The following is a 17,028-nucleotide window of genomic DNA, read 5'->3' as shown; positions in this document are numbered from 1 at the left end:
ACACAGTCCCTGATAAGTTTCTTAATCTTTCCCTCTATAAACTGAAAAAATAACCCCGAATGAAAGGGGAAAGGATATGGTCATGAAAGTTTTCGAAGCAAACAGCCTGATGGCCGCCGCCAAACAGCGCGCGGGTGAATACAAAGAACTGCGCGGCCAGATGGTCAATCTAAAAAAAGCGTTTCAAGGTATGGCTGACCTCGGTGACAGCGACTTTTCAGGCCGGGGCGCAAATAACATCAAAGCCTTTTTCCAAGACCACGCCGGCGTCACAGACAGCTGGCTTGATCTGATCGACATGAAAATCGCATTTCTCACAAGCCTTCCCGGTAAGGTCGAAGATGCCGGACTTTCCAATTCGCATGTGGAGGAATCATTTCTGGAGCATGAGCTCACCCACGCCCTCAGTAAATCAAAGGCAATTATGGAAGGGCAAAAAAAGGACATGGGGTCCATCCTCAGAGAGATCGAAGACATCATCTCGCTTGATCTGTTTTCAACCGAAAGCACAGATCAGAAGCTTTCTTCAGCTGACAAAAAAAGAAGCGAAACAATACATAAGCTCGACAAGCTTGATCACGATCTAACGAAGGAATACACAGAAACCGAAGCGAACGAACAGTTCATTCAGGCCGACTTTGAGCAGCTCCAAAACGCCACAGGCAAAGGAAAAAGCGCCACGCCGCTTCACTACAACGCCAAAGCGTACCGAGAAAGCGACATCCATAAGAAAAAAGACGAGATTGCAAGACATTCGGATGCTTATTTGACGATTAAAAAGGAAGAAGCGAAAGAGCGGGAAATTGAAAAACTGAAAGAAAGACTGAAAAACTATGATTATGCGAATGCCGATGAATTCTACTCAATGGCCAAAACAATCGGCTATAAAAACCTGACAAAAGAACAGCAGCGCTACTTCACTCAAATTGAAAACACGCGTGAACTTACAGACGGTTTCAAAGGCGTTGCCGTCGGCCTTTATGATTCCGGAAAAGACGCGGTCACAGGCCTGTGGGATATGGTCACAGATCCGGGCGGAACGGTTGAAGCCATTACAGGAGCGGTGGCTCACCCGATCAAAACGTATGAAGCCATTTCAGCGGCAATCGAAGAATCGTACCAAAAAGACATGGTGAATGGCGACACCTACTCCAGAGCAAGATGGGTGTCATATGCAGTAGGCACCGTTGTGACATCAGTTGTCGGCACAAAAGGCGTCGGCGCCGTCTCAAAAACTGGCACAGCCGCCAAAGTGACAACCAAAGTCAAAACAGCAGCAAGCAAATCCGCAACAGCACAAAAAGCGATAACGGTCTCAAAACAAACCGTTGATCACATCAAACAAAAAGTAAACACAGGCATGGAAGTATCAAAAAAACGCGTCAAAACCAAGTTGAATCAAATCGGAGATCTCACCCTGGCTGATATTCTCCCGTATCATCCGCGTCACGACTTAGTGCCGGCAGGCGTTCCTTACAACGCAGTCAACGGGGTCACACTTAAAGAAGGACTTCAGAAATTCGCCAAGGTCATCCTGCCGAAACCGTACGGAACCTCCGCAAGCGGCAGGCGGACACCGGCACCGCATGTACCGCCGGTAACGGTCAAATACGGCGAGCATTTTGCGAAATGGACCAGAAAGAAAGTATTGAAGCCGAATGTCATCTACAAAACAAAAGAAGGCTACACGTACACTACTGACAACTATGGTAGAATTACAAGTGTCAAAGCAGACTTGCAGCTGGGAGAAGCAAAACGCAACCAATATGCGCAGTCAAAAGCAGGTAAACCAGACCGTCTGACAGATGACGACGGAGGCCACCTAATCGCTACTCAATTCAAGGGCTCAGGCCAGTTCGACAACATCGTGCCGATGAATTCTCAGGTTAATAGGAGCGGCGGGAAATGGTACAAAATGGAGCAAGTGTGGTCAAAGGCATTAAACGGAAAACCTCCTAAGCAAGTAAAAGTTAATATAGAACCCGTTTATCAGGGAGATTCACTAAGACCTGTATTATTTAATGTTGAATATAAGATAGGTAATCGTAGAGCGAGACAAGTTACTATAGAAAATAAACCAGGGGGTTAATCTAATGGAAACAAAAAAGATGGAAGTTCTATATCAAAAGATAGCAGAACAAATTAATGATATGATCCCTTCCGAATGGAACAAAGTTGTTCTTTATGCAGAAATATTAGACGGCTCTAGAGAAGTGTATTTTTTCTTTCAAACACCAGAAAACGATGAATATATATACTCTCACGACATTCCAGAACAATTTCAAGTTAGTAAAAAAATTTATACAGAACTATTATTAGATCTTCAAGAGTTATTTAAACAGTTACACAATGAATTTAAAGAAAATAATCCTGAAGCATGGACAAATTTGACACTGAATCTTGAAAACGATGGAACGTTCTCAATTGATTATGATTATGAAGATGTTATTGAATCTGATTTGGACGAATACGAAAGGCAAATGATTTGGGAGTTCAATAACTTGGGGATTTTCCCTGAAGACGAAGAGGACAAAGAATTTGTTAAGGATTATCTAAATATTAAATAATGCCATCAACAATTCAAAGGTAGAGGATCATCAATGGATGAACTATATCAAAAGATTGCTGAACATCTAAATGAAATGATTCCATCTCAATGGGAAAAGATCGTTTTATATGCTGAAATACTTGATGACTCAGCGGATATATACTTTTTTTTTACAACACCAAATAACAGTGATTATTTATTTTCTCATTATATACCTGAACATTTTGATGTGAGCGAAGAGATTTACGATCAACTGCTAATTGAACTTCAAGAGCTATTTGAAGAACTAAAAGAAGAATTTAAGTTAGGCAACCAAGATATTTGGACTAATCTCACTTTAAAATTAGAAAACACCGGAAAGTTTTCAATTGATTATAATTATGATGATGTTTTATCGTCTGAACTTGCTGACCTTCAAAGACGAGATGTTTGGAAATATCAAAATCTCGGCATACTGCCAGCTGATGAGGAAGATAGAAAATTCATAGAAGAGTATCTAAACATATAATAAGCTTTCAAACGGCTAAAAAAATTAAAAAGGATTCTGATATTGTGGAAACTGAAAAGATGGGAATACTATATCAAAAAATCGCTGAGCAAATAAATGAAATTATCCCCTCTGAGTGGGAGAAGGTTGCTCTTTATGCCGAAATTTTAGATGATTCTTCAGAAGTTTACTTCTTCTTTACTACTCCACAAAATCAGGAATATATATATTCACACGATATTCCTGAACATTTTAATGTTGATGAAGATATATATGACGAACTTCTATATGAATTGCATGATTACTTTGAAGAGTTACGGGATGAATTTAAAACAAACAACGAGGACTTATGGACAAACCTCACTTTACATCTCGAACGAAGCGGTAAATTCTCAATTGACTACGATTACACCGATGTCATCGCCTCAGACTTAAACGGAACACAACGGCAAGTGGTATGGGAATATCAAAACTTGGGGATTTTGCCTGAAGATGAGGACGATAAAGAATTTGTAATAAGCTACTTCGGTCTATAAATCAATAATGGCCCAGCGCTTCTCTGCTGGGCTATTTTTTATAACTAGGATTTCTCGACGATTGAAGGTGAAAAGGTTGGAAAATGCAAGATCTGTACCAGCTTATTAGTAAGAAATTAAATGACATCATACCTTGTGAATGGGCAAAAATATATCTTTATGCAGAAGTATTAGATGACTCTACCATGGTTCTCTTTCACTTCAAGACACCAGAAAAACGTCAACTGATTTATTCACAAGATATACCAGCCTGATACAGTGTAAGCAAAGATATCTTCAAAACTTTATTAAGAGAAATCTGAGAACTCTTTGAGGAATTAAGAATTGAGCCCACAAAAAGAATAATGATAAACAAAACAGGCAGCATCCAGTAAACGGATGCTGCCTGTTACATATGTATCGTCTGAAGAGGTCATTTATTTTGTTTTTTAAATATGAAAATAGATATGACGGTAAATATGATGGCTGTAATGACAATGCCCCACAAGCTCGCAGCCGTACTGATAAAATGGCCGTTTAACTTGTAGACGATCCCGTAATGCTTTTCATATTCCTGTATTTGGTCCGCAGAAGCATGTTTAAATACTTTATCAACTGAGTCTGTCATAAACGCTTTTCTGAACAGAACAGCGGTGTGGCTGATAGGGAAATACATAATAATTTTCTGCACAAACACCGGTACGCCGCCGATCGGCACATATACTCCGCATAAAAAACCGATGGCTGTTCCGACAATCGTACTTAACGTCGAAAATGCATTTTGTGTATGAATAAACAGCGTTAAAAATAAATTTATGGAACTTGACAGTGCAACTGAAAGAATAATGATCCCCAATACTTCAAGTATATCTGTTCCGCTTAAAAGTTTGCTGCCTGTTGAAACGAGAAAAATTTCACAGCCTAAAAAGGCGATGAATGAAAAGATCAAGCCGATGACAAATGAATGAATGACGTAGCTCAATTGGATGGTCGCCCTTGATAAAGGAGCTGTTAAAAAGTCATACGTTCTCTTGCTTTCTTTATCTTTCACCATAATTCCGAAAGCGCCTAAAGTCGTTGTCACAGCTGTAATGGACAGCAATCCCGCCACCATCCATTCGTTCACCATTGCTTTGGAATCATCTGTCGAACCGACCAAGGCCTTAATGGCGTCCAGCTGTGTCTGCTGTAAGAACACGGCATATAACAGAATGACGATAAATACTGACAGCAAAGAAAGAAGCAAAAGCGTTCGATCACGGAAGTATATTTTTATATTTCTGCTGATTAAACTGGATAAAGACTTCATTTATGCAATGCTCCCCTTTACTGGCAAACTGCTTCCTTGTTCTTCGATAATATGGATAAACACATCATCCATATTCCCTTTAATCACCTCGAAAGATTCAATTTTTCCTTCAAGACCTTTCAAAATGTCAAACGCTTGGAGAGTGGACTCTACACGAAGGGAATAAATAGAGTTTTTAACCGTAAAATCCAGTTGTTTATTTTCAAACCATGCAGTCGGATCAACGCCTTGCTTAAACATCATATGCAGACTGTCAAACGCATATTGATCTTTCAGCTGACTCGGTGTACCCTCTGCGATCAGACGTCCTTCTTTGATGACCACAACGTTATCAGCTACAGCGGCCTCCTCCATGTAATGGGTCGTTAAAAAGATCGTCATGTTTGTTTCTTCCTGCAGCCTTTTAATCGCATTCCAAACAAAAACTCTCGTTTGCGGATCAAGACCTGTAGTAGGCTCATCTAAAAATAATATAGTCGGTTTATGGATGATGGCACGGGCAATATCCGCTCTTCTTCTTTGTCCGCCTGACAAATCGCTGTATTTTTTCTCCTTAATATCATCCAATTTTAAATAGTCTGTTACAAACTGATAGTTCTCTTGCACTTGTGCCTTGCTTAAATGATAATATTGTCCGCGGTTCATGATATTTTCATAAACGGTCAATCGTTCATCCAAAATGCTCTCTTGGAAAACGACTCCGATCTTTTTGCGGATATGATTATTCTCTTTCCCCTCACCAAGCGTATAACCGTCTATTACCACTTTTCCGGATGTCTTTTTAATCAGCGTACAGAGAATATCGATAGTGGTCGATTTCCCTGCACCGTTCGTTCCCAGAAATGCAAACAGCTCGCCGCGTTTGACAGAAAAGGATACCCCTTTCACTGCTTCAAATGATCCATATTTTTTGCGCAGATCGGTTACTGTAATAATGTCTTGTTCTTCTCCCATTCTGTTCACCTCGAAAAGTAAGATTCTATACCGTTGTTCACTAACTTTATATCGTCATTCCCGCCAGGATTTTCTCATTTTTATCCAACTTTATTATCTTTTTATAAATAATTATCTTTATTATAACGATATAATTTATTATTTTCGCGTTTTGTTATTGGATTTAGGATCGGTGGATTTTCTATACACGGTGATCACTATTGATTTTGCATGAAATTTATACATGCTGTAATCAATAAACCCTTTATCATAAAAAGGGTTTTTATTGGTTAAGAATCTCTAATACTATTTAAAATTCTTGTTTGTAACCGAAATACATATTATCTTAGAATATTCAGAAAGGAGAACGTAATGGAAACATGCCCTTATTGTGCAACTTCAATTCAAAAGGATAATCAGTATTACTGTAATTTTTGCTTAATGTACATACATAATGTTCAGAGAGATGGCAAACGTGAAATCATAGAATATCGTGAGCATACTTCTGAATTAGATTTGGATAAGTCGACACCAGAAATAATGACTCTGCCAACAATTGAATTATTTCATTTACTGCGGCTCTCAAGAAAAATACGCAAACAGAAGTATGATCAGCTATATAAATCTCGACTTGAATCAGAAAAGGGAAATGAATCAGAAAGTGTTCAAATCGCAACGGATAGTTACCAATATTACACAAAGAAAATGTATATCATAGAGAATATATTAAATAAACGTCTGGGTTACATTCCGGATAGGATAGATAATGTATTTCTTAAGAGCTATTTAGAAAAAGTAATGATTAGTAAGGAGAAAAAACAAGATATGAAAGTGTATTAAAAAAGCTGCCCCTCTAGAGTGAATATTAATAAAGGGTTCCTAAAAAGATACCCTTTATTACATAAAGAGATGTATAGAAAGCTATATTATAGGCGTCAACCAAACATCTTCTGGTACTCCTCTCATGTCACGAGTTCGTCCTGAATGCAAAAAAAATGCGGGTTAAAAAAAGGCAACCATCCCTAAGGGTTAGTTGCCTTCTCTTAATTCCAGCACAGCCACACACTCCACATGATTCGTATGCGGAAACATATCCACAGGCTGCACTTCGAGCGTCTGATACCCGCCATCCTCAAGCACCCGCAGGTCTCTTGCAAGCGTGCCTGGATTGCAGGATACGTACACCACCCGCTTCGGTTTCATGTCGATGATTGTCCGCAGGAGGGCTTCGTCGCAGCCTTTTCTTGGCGGGTCGACGACGAGGGTGTCGGCCGTGATGCCTTCTTCATACCATTTCGGAATGACGGTTTCCGCTTCTCCGACTGCGAATTCTGCGTTCGTGATGCCGTTCAGCTCAGCGTTGCGTTTTGCATCCTCAATGGCTTCCGGCACGATTTCGACGCCGTATACTTTCTTCGCCTGCTTCGCTAAGAAGAGAGAAATGGTTCCGATGCCGCAGTAGGCGTCGATGACGTTTTCTTCCCCTTGCAGCTCCGCGTATTCAAGCGCTTTGTCGTAGAGCACTTTTGTCTGTTCCGGGTTGACCTGATAGAACGATCTGGCGGAGATGGCGAATTTGACGTCTCCGATGAGGTCGTAGATGTATTCTTCGCCCCAGATGACGTTTGTTTCGTTCCCAAAGATGACGTTTGTTTTATTTGGATTGATGTTCTGCACGATGGATTTGACGTGCGGGAATTGCGCCGTGATGTCTTCGATGATTTTCGCTTTGTGCGGAAAATCGCTTGTTCTTGTGATGAAGACGATCATCATTTCGCCCGTGACGACGCCGTATCTGACCATGATGTGGCGGAGCCAGCCTTTGTGGCGTTCTTCGTTGTAGGCTTTGACGCCGTATGAGGTGCAAATGTCTTTGACAGCTTGAACGGCTTCGTCGTTTTTGGATTGCTGAATCAGGCAGGCGCTCATGTCGATGATGTCATGGCTTCTTTGCTGATAAAATCCGGCGACGAGTCCGCCTTCCCGTTCTCCTACCGGCACCTGCGCTTTGTTTCTGTAGTTCCAAGGGTCTTCCATGCCGAGTGTCGGGTGCACGGTGACGTTGGACAGGTCCAGCTTGCCGATCCGTTCTAAGACGTCTTTGACTTGTTTCTGTTTAAACAAGAGCTGGCCTTCATAGGTCATGTGCTGAAGCTGGCAGCCTCCGCATTGCTTGTAGATCGGACACGGGGCATCCGTTCTGTGCGGGCTTTCTTCTTTCAGTTCAATCAAGCGGCCGAAAGCGAAGCCTTTTTTGACGCGTGTCACTTTGATTTGCGCTTTTTCCTCAGGCAGGGCGTTCGGCACGAAAATCGGGAAGCCCTGAACCTTTGCGACGCCCGCTCCTTCGTGCGTCAAATCCTCAAATGTCACATCATAGTATTCATTTTTTTCTATCGGGGGTTTCATTTTCATCTATAATCACCTCTCGTTTTACCAATAGCCTTGTTTCAGCGTGCTGGCAAACCTTCAAATTCAATGTCAGCCTTCAAAGGTTTCCGATCACGCTGAAAAGATGACAAAATCCTAAAACGAATACTGTTTTAGGATTTTGTCCGCGTATTAATCATCCAGCTGTTCCGCTTTCTCCTTCGGCATGATGACGTGAATATGCCGGTACAGGTTCACGAATTCGCCCGGCAGCATGCCGCCGTATTCGCCGTCCAGGTTCAGCTGCATCTTTTCTGATACATTGACTTTCACACGGTTCGCTTTTGTGTAAATAATGTGCTGATCGTTAATATGATCGCCTCTGAGCGCCATGCTCGCGACTCTGATAAACTCCGCGAGATTGGCTTTTTTCAAAATAATCAAATCAAACATGCCGTCATTCAGGCTGGAATCAGGGGCCAGCTTCTCGAATCCGCCGACCGAGTTGGTCAGCGTCACTAAAAACAGCATAATTTCGCCTTGAAACAGCTTGCCGTCATATTCAATCTCGACTTCTGTCGGTCGAAGTGAAGGCAGCATTTCCATTCCCTTTAAATAATAAGCAAGCTGGCCGAGCATCGTTTTCAGTTTGCTTGGCACATCATACGTCAGCTCCGTCAGACGGCCTCCGCCGGCGATGTTGATAAAATACTGACCGTTCACCTGTCCGATGTCGATCGGGCGGGCTACGCCGTTAATGACGGTATCAGCGGCATTCAGTATATTCTCTCTCGGAATGCCCAGCGCTCTGGCGAAGTCATTTGTCGTGCCGACCGGAATGATGCCGAGTGTCGGGCGTTTGTCTAACGGCGCGAGGCCGTTGACGACTTCATTAATCGTTCCGTCTCCGCCGGCTGCGATAATCAGGTCAAACTCCCGCAAAGCGGCTTCTGTTGCGGCGTGGGTGGCATCCCCCGCGCATGTGGTGGCATGGGTGGAGGTTTCATAACCGGCTTGTTCAAATTTTTGCAGGACCTGGGCAAGATTTTTCTTAAAAAGCTCCCGTCCTGAAGTCGGATTGTATATTATGCGTGCACGTTTCATTATCTCATCATCCTACTTAAGAGTATCCGATCCATTATTAACACTAACAACCTTTAATTATACTATGACTTGAGAAAATCGCAACAATATGTACAGGAATTGCCAGAAGAAAAAAGGGCCCGGCTCCGTTTAAGGAGCCAAGGCCCGCTGTCTTACTCTTCTTCCGTTCCAGGTTTTTTCTTACGGAATTTCGCTAATACTTCATATACGATCGGCACAATCAGAAGGGTAAGCAGAGTCGAACTGATTAAACCGCCGATAACAGTGACACCGAGTCCTTTAGAAATGACCTGGCTTCCGCCTTCGAAGCCCAATGCCAATGGAAGCAGGGCGCCGATTGTCGCGATCGCCGTCATCAGAATCGGACGCAATCTCGTAGAGCCGGCTTCCAGGAGCGCTTCTCTCGTCGATAAGCCTTCCGCTTCTTTATGGATGACGCGGTCAATTAAGACAATCGCATTCGTGACGACGATTCCGATCAGCATCAGCATACCGATCATGGCATTCAGACTGATCGTCTCTCCGGATACATACAGTCCGGCTAATGCGCCGATGACTGTAAACGGAAGCGAGAACAGAATCGCAAACGGCGCTAATGCTCCGCCGAACGTGATCACAAGAACGAGGTATACGATGGCGATTGCGGCAAGCATTGCTAAGCCGAGTTTCGTAAAGGAATCAGCAATATCCGCTGATACACCGCCGGTATCAATCGATACATTGTCCGGGTGATCCAGTTTGTCAACTTTCTTTTGAACGGCTGATGACACCTTCGTGACGTTGTCAGAAGTGACGGTTGCCGTTACGTCAGCGTACACTTTGCCGTCGCGTTTGGAAATGGTATCGGATGTCGTGCCGTTTTTCACTTTCGCCACATCGCCGATTTTTACTTCTTGGCCTGCAGGCGATGTGATGGTTTTATCCTCTAATTCTTTTACACTCTTATACTGGTCTTTTTCTGTTTTGATGTTCACATCAAGCTCTTTGCCGTCCTTTTTCACCGTTGTCAAAGGAGACTGTGACGTTTGGGACATCAGGGCTTGGGAGATTTGCGAAGCCGTCAGGCCCTGCTTGCTGAGTTTCTCCTGGTCAGCGACGAACGTGTACTCATCATATGTGCTGGAAAGGCCTGAGTTGACGTCTTTCAGATCTTTCTGCTTTTTCATGATGCCTTCGATGTCTTTGACCGTGCCTTTAATATCAGACTCTGAATCTCCGTACACATAGTACGTTAATTCGTTGTTGTTGCCTGACGAACTGAAATTTTGTGATTTCCATTCGCCGCGGCTGGATGTTTTTTTGATTTCTTTTAAGACATTGTCTTTTTCTTTGTCAAAATCAGGCGTGTCATCCTCGTATTTCACGTAGAACAATGCGCCGTTTGAGCTTCCGCCGAGCGGACTTTGCGAGCCTAAAGAATACTGAACGGTATCGACATGTTTGCGTTTAAGCAGCATGTCTTCCGCTTTTTGCGCAGCTTTTTCAGCTTCGCTTTTCGTTTCGCCCGGTTCAGGCGTGTATGTGAGCTGCATCGTTTTGTCCGCTTGCGCAGGCAGGTAGCTCGCGCCGATCAGAGGTACGAGGAACAAACTGCCGACAAGCATCAGAACCGCGATGATAGATGTAATCCATTTATGTCTTAATGACCAATGCAGCACTTTTTTATAGAAATTGGCCAATCTGCCCGGCTTATGCTCTTTCGCTTTAACAGGCGCGCCTGTGAGCGATTTTTTGAATAAGCTGTGCGCAAGCATCGGCACCAGTGTGATCGAAATCAACAGCGATGCGGCAAGCGCGAAGACGATTGTTAATGCAAACGGCATAAACAGTTCGCCGATCTGTCCGCCGACCATGGCAAGCGGCAGGAATACGGCAATGGTTACAATCGTTGATGACATGATCGGTTTAAACATTTCTTTCGTCGCTTCACGCACCAATTGCTTCCCGCGTAAAGGTTCATCTTTCAGCCTCATGCGGCGGTAAATGTTTTCGATCACGACTATCGAGTCGTCGACTACCCGTCCGATGGCGACCGTCATCGCACCGAGCGTCATTATGTTCAATGTGACATCAAGCTGATTCAGCACAAGAAGCGCAATCAGCAGTGACAGCGGGATGGAAACGATAGAAATCATCGTTGATTTAATATCTCTTAAGAATAAGAGAATGATCACGACCGCAAAAATCGCGCCGAAAATCGCTTTGCTTAACATCGTATCCACCGACTCTGTAATCGGCTCTGCCATATCAAGAGTCGAGCTGTACTTGAACCCTTTATGGTCTTTTTTGTATTGATTCAGTTCATCTTTAATCGCATCGGCCACTTCTACCGTGTTGGCGTCATTGGCTTTTACGATATTAATTCCGATGCTGTCCTTTCCGTTCGTGCGGGAAATGGATTCAGCTTTTTTCACATCTTTAATGTCGGCAATGTCAGAAAGCTTGACTGTCGGCACCCCTGCTGACGCGCTTTGCTGTGCCTGCTGCATAGCCTGAGCGTCCGCCGCAGATGCCGCACCGGCTCCGCCCGCTTGACCTTGAGCGGCAGAAGAAGATGTGACCGGAATTCTCATATCTTTCAGATCTTTAATTGACGTAATATCTCCGTTAACGACAACTGATTTTTCTTTGTTGCCGAATGTGTACAATCCAAGCGGCGTATTGACGTCAGAGCCTTGGATCACTTTCTTGACGGTATCTTCATCAAGTCCGTACTCTTTCATTTTTTTGTCTTTGAAAGAGAATTCCACCTGCTCTTCCTGCTGTCCGGAAACTTGCACAGACGCAACGCCCTGAATGCCTTCAAGCTTAGGAACGAGAGTGTTTTCCACATTTTTGGTCAGGTCTTCAAGCGAGCTTTTACCGCTTGTCACACTGAGCGTCAAAATCGGGAAAGAGTTGAGGCTGTAACGGGAAATGTCAGGTTTTTTCGCGTCGTCAGGAAGGCTGACACTGTCCAGCGCTTCAGCGACTTCGGTTTTCGCCTTGTCCATATCCTTGTTGTAATCATATTCAATCATAACCGATGAGACGTTTTCAGAGGATGTGGACGTTACGACGCTCACTCCTTCTAAATTCTGGACCGCCTGCTCGATCGGTTTTGTCACGTCATCCGCAACTTGACTCGGAGCAGCTCCGGGATAAGTCGTATTTACTGAAAGGTAAGGCATGTTGACGTCCGGTATGGATTCCTGCTTCATATTCATACCGGCATACAGCCCTGCTACAGTAACGATAATCGTCATCAGCCAAACTGCGAATTTGTTCTTCAGTACAAAGTTAATAATGTGGTTCATCATGTCCTCCGTTAATTTTTATTGACTGACTGGTCATTCTATATAATACTAAACGGTATAACTCAACATCGTCAACTAATAAGGCAGTAAATTTTTCTAAATTTTTCAGGATTAAGGGGAAGCACGTCATGAACGAAAAAAAAGAGAAAATCATAAAAACAGGCATCCATTTATTTGCCAAAAAAGGGTTTTCTTCAACAACCATTCAGGAAATCGCCGGTGAATGCGGAATTTCAAAAGGGGCCTTCTATCTCCATTTCAAATCAAAAGAAGACCTTTTGCTCTCAGCATGTGAGTATTACATCGGCATGTCTATGGAAGAAATAAAGAAAATTAAAACAGAACATCAGCATAAACCGCCTAAGGACGTATTCCGAAAACAAATCGCATATCAATTCCAGGAATTTATGGAACACAAGGACTTTATCATCCTCTTGCTGAGCGAAAAGGTCATTCCTGAAAATCAAAAGGTCAAACAGTATTTTCATGAGGCCAATATTCAATTTAACATGCTGTATCGGGATGCGTTGCTCTCCGTTTACGGAGATGCCGTCACACCGTTTTTAGCGGATGCGTCCGTTATGGCGCAAGGAATTGTGAGCTCCTATATTCATTTCTTGATTTTTAATGAACATACGGCATTCCGGACGGAAAACGTGGCGGCCTTTCTGATTGCCAGAATCGATGATCTGATTACGGGACTGATAAGAGACAATCCCGATCCGCTGCTGCCTGAGGATATCTTCACTCAGCCCGCGGCGGACAGAGAAAGACTGCTTGCGGATATTCAAAAGATAAAAGCACAGCAGGGGCTGCCTGAGGACGTCCTCGTATCGCTTGAAGTCATTGAAGAGGAATGTGCAAAGGAAGAGCCGCGAAAACCGATTATTAAAGGAATGCTGTCCAACTTGGCAGGCAGCGGAACTGAACAGATTGAAACGCTGCGGGCTTCCATTGAAACCTATTTCAGCTTATAAAAAAAAGAGACCGGCGCTTACCGGTCTCCATGTCAGCAGCTCCCTTACAGGCGGCTGCTTTTTTTTATCGTTTTTTGATTTCTTCAAGTAAGATCTTGTTGACCATCGGCGGGTTGGCCTGTCCTTTTGAGGCTTTCATAATCTGCCCGACAAGGAAGCCGATCGCGCGGTCTTTTCCGTTTTTGAAGTCTTCAATTGACTGCGGGTTGCTGTCAAGCGCATCTGTTACCAGCTTCAGAAGCACGCTTTCGTCAGAAATCTGCACGAGGCCTTTTTCTTTGACGATTTTTTCTGCGTCGCCGCCTTTTTCAATTAATTCTTTAAAGACTTTCTTCGCGATTTTGGACGAGATGGTTCCTTTTTCAATCAGCTTAATCATGCCGGCAAGGCCTTCAGGAGTCAGTGCGACATCCTCAAGCTCTTTTTGTTCGGCGTTCAGGTAAGCTGAGACTTCACCCATCAGCCAGTTTGATGCCTGCTTGGCTTCTGCGCCTTTATTGACCGTTTCTTCGAAGAAATCAGCCATTTCTTTCGTCAGCGTCAGAACCATTGCGTCATAAGCAGGCAGACCGAGCTCTTCGATATAACGCTTGCGGCGCTCGTCCGGAAGCTCAGGAATGGTTGCTCTTACGCGTTCTTTCCATTCGTCATCAATGTAGAGCTCGACAAGGTCAGGCTCAGGGAAATAACGATAGTCGTCAGAACCTTCTTTGACACGCATCAAAATGGTTTTTTTCGTCGCTTCATCATAGCGGCGCGTCTCCTGCTGAATGACTCCGCCTGACAGAAGCACCTGCTCTTGGCGTTTTTCTTCATGCTCAAGTCCTTTTTGCACGAACGCGAAGGAGTTCAGGTTTTTCAGCTCCGTTTTTGTGCCGAATTTCTCCTGGCCGATCGGACGGAGGGAAATGTTGGCGTCACAGCGCAGTGAACCTTCTTCCATTTTACAGTCGGAAACGCCTGTGTATTGGATAATTGATTTCAGCTTTTCGAGATATGCGTAAGCTTCCTCCGGTGTACGGATATCCGGCTCAGATACAATCTCGACAAGCGGCGTGCCCTGGCGGTTGAAGTCAACGAGAGAATAGCCGTCGCCCGTATGCGTCAGTTTTCCCGCATCTTCTTCAAGATGAAGACGGGTAATGCCGATTTTTTTCGTTTTTCCGCCGACTTCGATTTCGATCCATCCGTTTTCGCCGATCGGCTTGTCAAATTGAGAAATTTGATATGCCTTCGGGTTATCCGGGTAGAAATAGTTTTTCCGGTCAAACTTCGTATCCGTTGCGATTTCGCAGTTCAAAGCCATTGCGGCTTTCATCGCGAATTCGACCGCTTCTTTGTTCAAAACGGGCAGCACGCCGGGATAGCCGAGGTCGATGACGCTCGTTTGGGTATTCGCTTCCGCGCCGAATGGCGTCGGTGAGCTTGAGAAAATTTTAGATTTTGTTTTTAATTCCACATGGACTTCAAGTCCGATTACCGTTTCAAAGTTCACTTCATTTCACCCCTTACAGTTCAGGTTTCGCTTTATGATGATCTGTTGCCTGCTCAAAAGCATGAGCGACGCGGTATACAGTGCCTTCATCGAAGTGTTTTCCGATGATTTGCAGTCCGAGCGGCAGTCCGTCCGCAAATCCGCACGGCACGCTGATTCCCGGCACACCCGCGAGGTTGACAGGGATCGTTAAAATATCGTTGGCGTACATTGTGAGCGGATCGCTGGTTTTTTCGCCGATTTTGAATGCCGGTGTCGGCGTTGTCGGTCCGACGATGACATCGTATTTCTCAAATACGTCTTCAAAATCTTTCTTAATAAGCGTGCGCACTTTTTGCGCTTTTTTGTAATACGCGTCATAGTAGCCGGAGCTGAGCGCGAAGGTGCCGAGCATGATGCGGCGCTTCACTTCATTGCCGAAGCCTTCAGAGCGTGTCTGTTTATAAAGGTCGATCAGGTTGTCCGCATTGTCTGAGCGGTAGCCGTAGCGGATGCCGTCAAAGCGCGCAAGGTTTGCAGACGCTTCGGAAGAAGACAGCAGATAATACGTCGCAAGCGCGTATTTGCTGTGCGGCAGAGATACTTCTTCCCATGTCGCTCCGAGGTCTTCAAGCACTTTTAAAGCGGCTAAAACCGATTCTTTCGCTTCTTTGCCGACGCCTTCTCCGAGATATTCTTTCGGTACGGCGATTTTTAAGCCTTTAATATCGCCAGTTAATGAAGAAAGAAAGTCCGGCACTTCGACATTGGCGCTCGTAGAGTCCATTTTGTCCGGGCCTGAAATCGCCTGAAGCAGGAATGCGTTATCTTCTACGGTTCTTGTGATCGGCCCGATCTGGTCCAGTGAAGACGCAAAAGCGACCAAACCGTAACGCGACACGCGTCCGTATGTAGGCTTTAATCCGACGACGCCGCAGAAAGAAGCCGGCTGGCGGATGGAGCCGCCCGTATCAGATCCGAGTGAAAACGGAACTTCGCCCGCGGCAACCGCAGCTGCGGAACCGCCGCTTGATCCGCCGGGAACCGTATCGAGATTCCAAGGGTTTTTCGTCGCTTTGTACGCGGAGTTTTCAGTAGAAGAACCCATCGCGAACTCGTCCATATTCAGCTTTCCGATCGTTACGGCTTCAGCGGCTTGAAGGCGCTCCACAACCGTCGCATCGTAAATCGGATCGAAGTTTTCGAGGATTTTGCTTGAGCATGTTGTGCGAAGCCCTTTGGTCACGATGTTGTCTTTGACGCCGATCGGCATTCCGAAGAGAAGACCGTGTTCAGACCGTCCGTCAACCGCTTCGTCAAGTTCTTTCGCGTAAGCGCGGGCTCTTTCTTCATCAAGCTGTAAAAACGCCTGCACCTTATCATCCACGGATGCGATCCGTTTGTAAGATTCATCAACAAGATCGGAAATCTTGATTTCTTTTTTATGTATCATTTGTTTCAGTTCTGTGATTTTGTGATCAAATAATGACATACTGTCTCCCTCCTTTAATCCAGAATAGATGGCACACGGACATAGCCGTCTTTATGATCGGGAGCATTTTTCATGACATCCTCGACCGGAAGGCCTTTACCCGCTTCATCTTCTCTCATTACGTTTTTCATTTTCAGCACGTGTGTTGTCGGTTCCACGTTATCCGTGTCCACTTCATTAAGCTCCTCGGCAAACGAGATGATGCTGTCAAGCTGTTCTGTGAACATTTCAGCTTCTTCATCCGTAATGGCGAGTCTCGCCAAATGAGCGACATGCTTTACTTCTTCTATAGAAATTCGTGACATAAGATCCACCTCCGCATAATTCTCCGTTTCGTCATATAATACTGATCATATCAAAAACGAGCCCTCTAAAGCAACAAAACGCCGCCTTCTGAGGCATGATGAAACCCTCTCTATTTTATCCTAAATCGGGGAGAAAGAGAAACGAATTATATGTCAGAAAATTTTTACTTTTATATTCTATTGGTAGCGTTTTCATCTCTAAGCTGTTCTATGTTGGC

General features: G+C 44.3%; 14 protein-coding genes and 1 pseudogene. 7 read left to right on the top strand and 8 right to left on the bottom strand.

Going from position 1 to position 17,028, the window contains the following annotated elements; genetic code table 11:
• Positions 1-82: 82 nt before the first annotated feature.
• From NYE28_RS03605 to NYE28_RS03585, 5 genes and pseudogenes are all read left to right on the top strand, one after another.
• Positions 83-2,089 (top strand): T7SS effector LXG polymorphic toxin, encoded by a 2,007-nt coding sequence (locus NYE28_RS03605; RefSeq protein ID WP_100001710.1) that lies wholly within the window; start codon positions 83-85, stop codon positions 2,087-2,089.
• A 4-nt stretch (positions 2,090-2,093) separates the two neighbouring features.
• Positions 2,094-2,567, top strand: a complete 474-nt coding sequence (locus tag NYE28_RS03600) for an antitoxin YezG family protein (protein WP_082999069.1) — start codon at positions 2,094-2,096, stop codon at positions 2,565-2,567.
• 33 nt (positions 2,568-2,600) lie between these two features.
• Positions 2,601-3,056 carry an immunity protein YezG family protein gene (locus NYE28_RS03595; RefSeq protein ID WP_063095907.1) on the top strand — a complete coding sequence of 152 codons (456 nt, stop codon included), beginning with the start codon at positions 2,601-2,603 and terminating at the stop codon, positions 3,054-3,056.
• A gap of 44 nt (positions 3,057-3,100) precedes the next feature.
• The gene (locus NYE28_RS03590; protein WP_082999068.1) at positions 3,101-3,571 is read left to right on the top strand and encodes an antitoxin YezG family protein; all 471 of its coding nucleotides are present in this window, start codon (positions 3,101-3,103) and stop codon (positions 3,569-3,571) included.
• An 83-nt stretch (positions 3,572-3,654) separates the two neighbouring features.
• A pseudogene (locus tag NYE28_RS03585) lies at positions 3,655-3,870 on the top strand (TIGR01741 family protein); the annotation flags it as partial.
• A gap of 113 nt (positions 3,871-3,983) precedes the next feature.
• On the opposite strand, the gene NYE28_RS03580 reads toward NYE28_RS03585, so the two are convergent.
• A complete protein-coding gene (locus tag NYE28_RS03580; RefSeq protein ID WP_052827156.1) occupies positions 3,984-4,859 on the bottom strand; it encodes an ABC transporter permease in 876 nt (291 codons plus the stop codon).
• Complete coding sequence (locus NYE28_RS03575) at positions 4,860-5,813, bottom strand: ATP-binding cassette domain-containing protein (protein ID WP_003155721.1); 954 nt, start codon at positions 5,811-5,813, stop codon at positions 4,860-4,862. It abuts the gene before it with no gap.
• A 351-nt stretch (positions 5,814-6,164) separates the two neighbouring features.
• Between NYE28_RS03575 and NYE28_RS03570 the strand changes: the two genes are divergently transcribed.
• Positions 6,165-6,632: a hypothetical protein gene (locus NYE28_RS03570; RefSeq protein ID WP_251248690.1), complete on the top strand. Its 468-nt coding sequence runs from the start codon at positions 6,165-6,167 to the stop codon at positions 6,630-6,632.
• Between the two features lie 189 nt (positions 6,633-6,821).
• Here NYE28_RS03570 and rlmD read toward each other — a convergent pair whose 3' ends face one another.
• From rlmD to NYE28_RS03555, 3 genes are all read right to left on the bottom strand, one after another.
• Positions 6,822-8,207: a 23S rRNA (uracil(1939)-C(5))-methyltransferase RlmD gene (gene rlmD / locus NYE28_RS03565; RefSeq protein ID WP_342490299.1), complete on the bottom strand. Its 1,386-nt coding sequence runs from the start codon at positions 8,205-8,207 to the stop codon at positions 6,822-6,824.
• Between the two features lie 147 nt (positions 8,208-8,354).
• Entirely contained in the window at positions 8,355-9,266 is a 912-nt protein-coding gene (locus NYE28_RS03560; RefSeq protein ID WP_007609891.1) for a diacylglycerol kinase, read from the bottom strand.
• 152 nt (positions 9,267-9,418) lie between these two features.
• Entirely contained in the window at positions 9,419-12,562 is a 3,144-nt protein-coding gene (locus NYE28_RS03555; RefSeq protein WP_015239326.1) for an efflux RND transporter permease subunit, read from the bottom strand.
• A gap of 128 nt (positions 12,563-12,690) precedes the next feature.
• On the opposite strand from NYE28_RS03555, the gene NYE28_RS03550 reads away from it, so the two are divergent.
• A complete protein-coding gene (locus NYE28_RS03550) occupies positions 12,691-13,539 on the top strand; it encodes a TetR/AcrR family transcriptional regulator (protein ID WP_043021031.1) in 849 nt (282 codons plus the stop codon).
• A gap of 64 nt (positions 13,540-13,603) precedes the next feature.
• On the opposite strand, the gene gatB is transcribed toward NYE28_RS03550, so the two are convergent.
• The 3 genes from gatB to gatC are packed head-to-tail and all read right to left on the bottom strand — an operon-like array spanning position 13,604 to position 16,810.
• Positions 13,604-15,034, bottom strand: a complete 1,431-nt coding sequence (gene gatB / locus NYE28_RS03545) for an Asp-tRNA(Asn)/Glu-tRNA(Gln) amidotransferase subunit GatB (RefSeq protein WP_003155730.1) — start codon at positions 15,032-15,034, stop codon at positions 13,604-13,606.
• Positions 15,035-15,047: 13 nt separating this feature from the next.
• Positions 15,048-16,505, bottom strand: a complete 1,458-nt coding sequence (gatA, locus tag NYE28_RS03540) for an Asp-tRNA(Asn)/Glu-tRNA(Gln) amidotransferase subunit GatA (protein ID WP_007408915.1) — start codon at positions 16,503-16,505, stop codon at positions 15,048-15,050.
• 14 nt (positions 16,506-16,519) lie between these two features.
• Positions 16,520-16,810 carry an Asp-tRNA(Asn)/Glu-tRNA(Gln) amidotransferase subunit GatC gene (gene gatC / locus NYE28_RS03535; RefSeq protein WP_003155732.1) on the bottom strand — a complete coding sequence of 97 codons (291 nt, stop codon included), beginning with the start codon at positions 16,808-16,810 and terminating at the stop codon, positions 16,520-16,522.
• Positions 16,811-17,028 lie beyond the last annotated feature (218 nt).

It is taken from the genome of Bacillus sp. FSL R5-0443 (assembly GCF_038608285.1).
GTDB lineage: Bacteria > Bacillota > Bacilli > Bacillales > Bacillaceae > Bacillus > Bacillus velezensis.
This window is presented reverse-complemented; position numbering and strand designations above follow the sequence as displayed.

Coding starts and splice junctions, on each gene's coding strand:
- NYE28_RS03605 (WP_100001710.1), top strand. CDS start 83: ATGAAAGTTTTCGAAGCAAACAGCCTGATGGCCGCCGCCAAACAGCGC.
- NYE28_RS03600 (WP_082999069.1), top strand. CDS start 2,094: ATGGAAACAAAAAAGATGGAAGTTCTATATCAAAAGATAGCAGAACAA.
- NYE28_RS03595 (WP_063095907.1), top strand. CDS start 2,601: ATGGATGAACTATATCAAAAGATTGCTGAACATCTAAATGAAATGATT.
- NYE28_RS03580 (WP_052827156.1), bottom strand. CDS start 4,859: ATGAAGTCTTTATCCAGTTTAATCAGCAGAAATATAAAAATATACTTC.
- NYE28_RS03575 (WP_003155721.1), bottom strand. CDS start 5,813: ATGGGAGAAGAACAAGACATTATTACAGTAACCGATCTGCGCAAAAAA.
- NYE28_RS03570 (WP_251248690.1), top strand. CDS start 6,165: ATGGAAACATGCCCTTATTGTGCAACTTCAATTCAAAAGGATAATCAG.
- rlmD (WP_342490299.1), bottom strand. CDS start 8,207: ATGAAAATGAAACCCCCGATAGAAAAAAATGAATACTATGATGTGACA.
- NYE28_RS03560 (WP_007609891.1), bottom strand. CDS start 9,266: ATGAAACGTGCACGCATAATATACAATCCGACTTCAGGACGGGAGCTT.
- NYE28_RS03555 (WP_015239326.1), bottom strand. CDS start 12,562: ATGAACCACATTATTAACTTTGTACTGAAGAACAAATTCGCAGTTTGG.
- NYE28_RS03550 (WP_043021031.1), top strand. CDS start 12,691: ATGAACGAAAAAAAAGAGAAAATCATAAAAACAGGCATCCATTTATTT.
- gatA (WP_007408915.1), bottom strand. CDS start 16,505: ATGTCATTATTTGATCACAAAATCACAGAACTGAAACAAATGATACAT.
- gatC (WP_003155732.1), bottom strand. CDS start 16,810: ATGTCACGAATTTCTATAGAAGAAGTAAAGCATGTCGCTCATTTGGCG.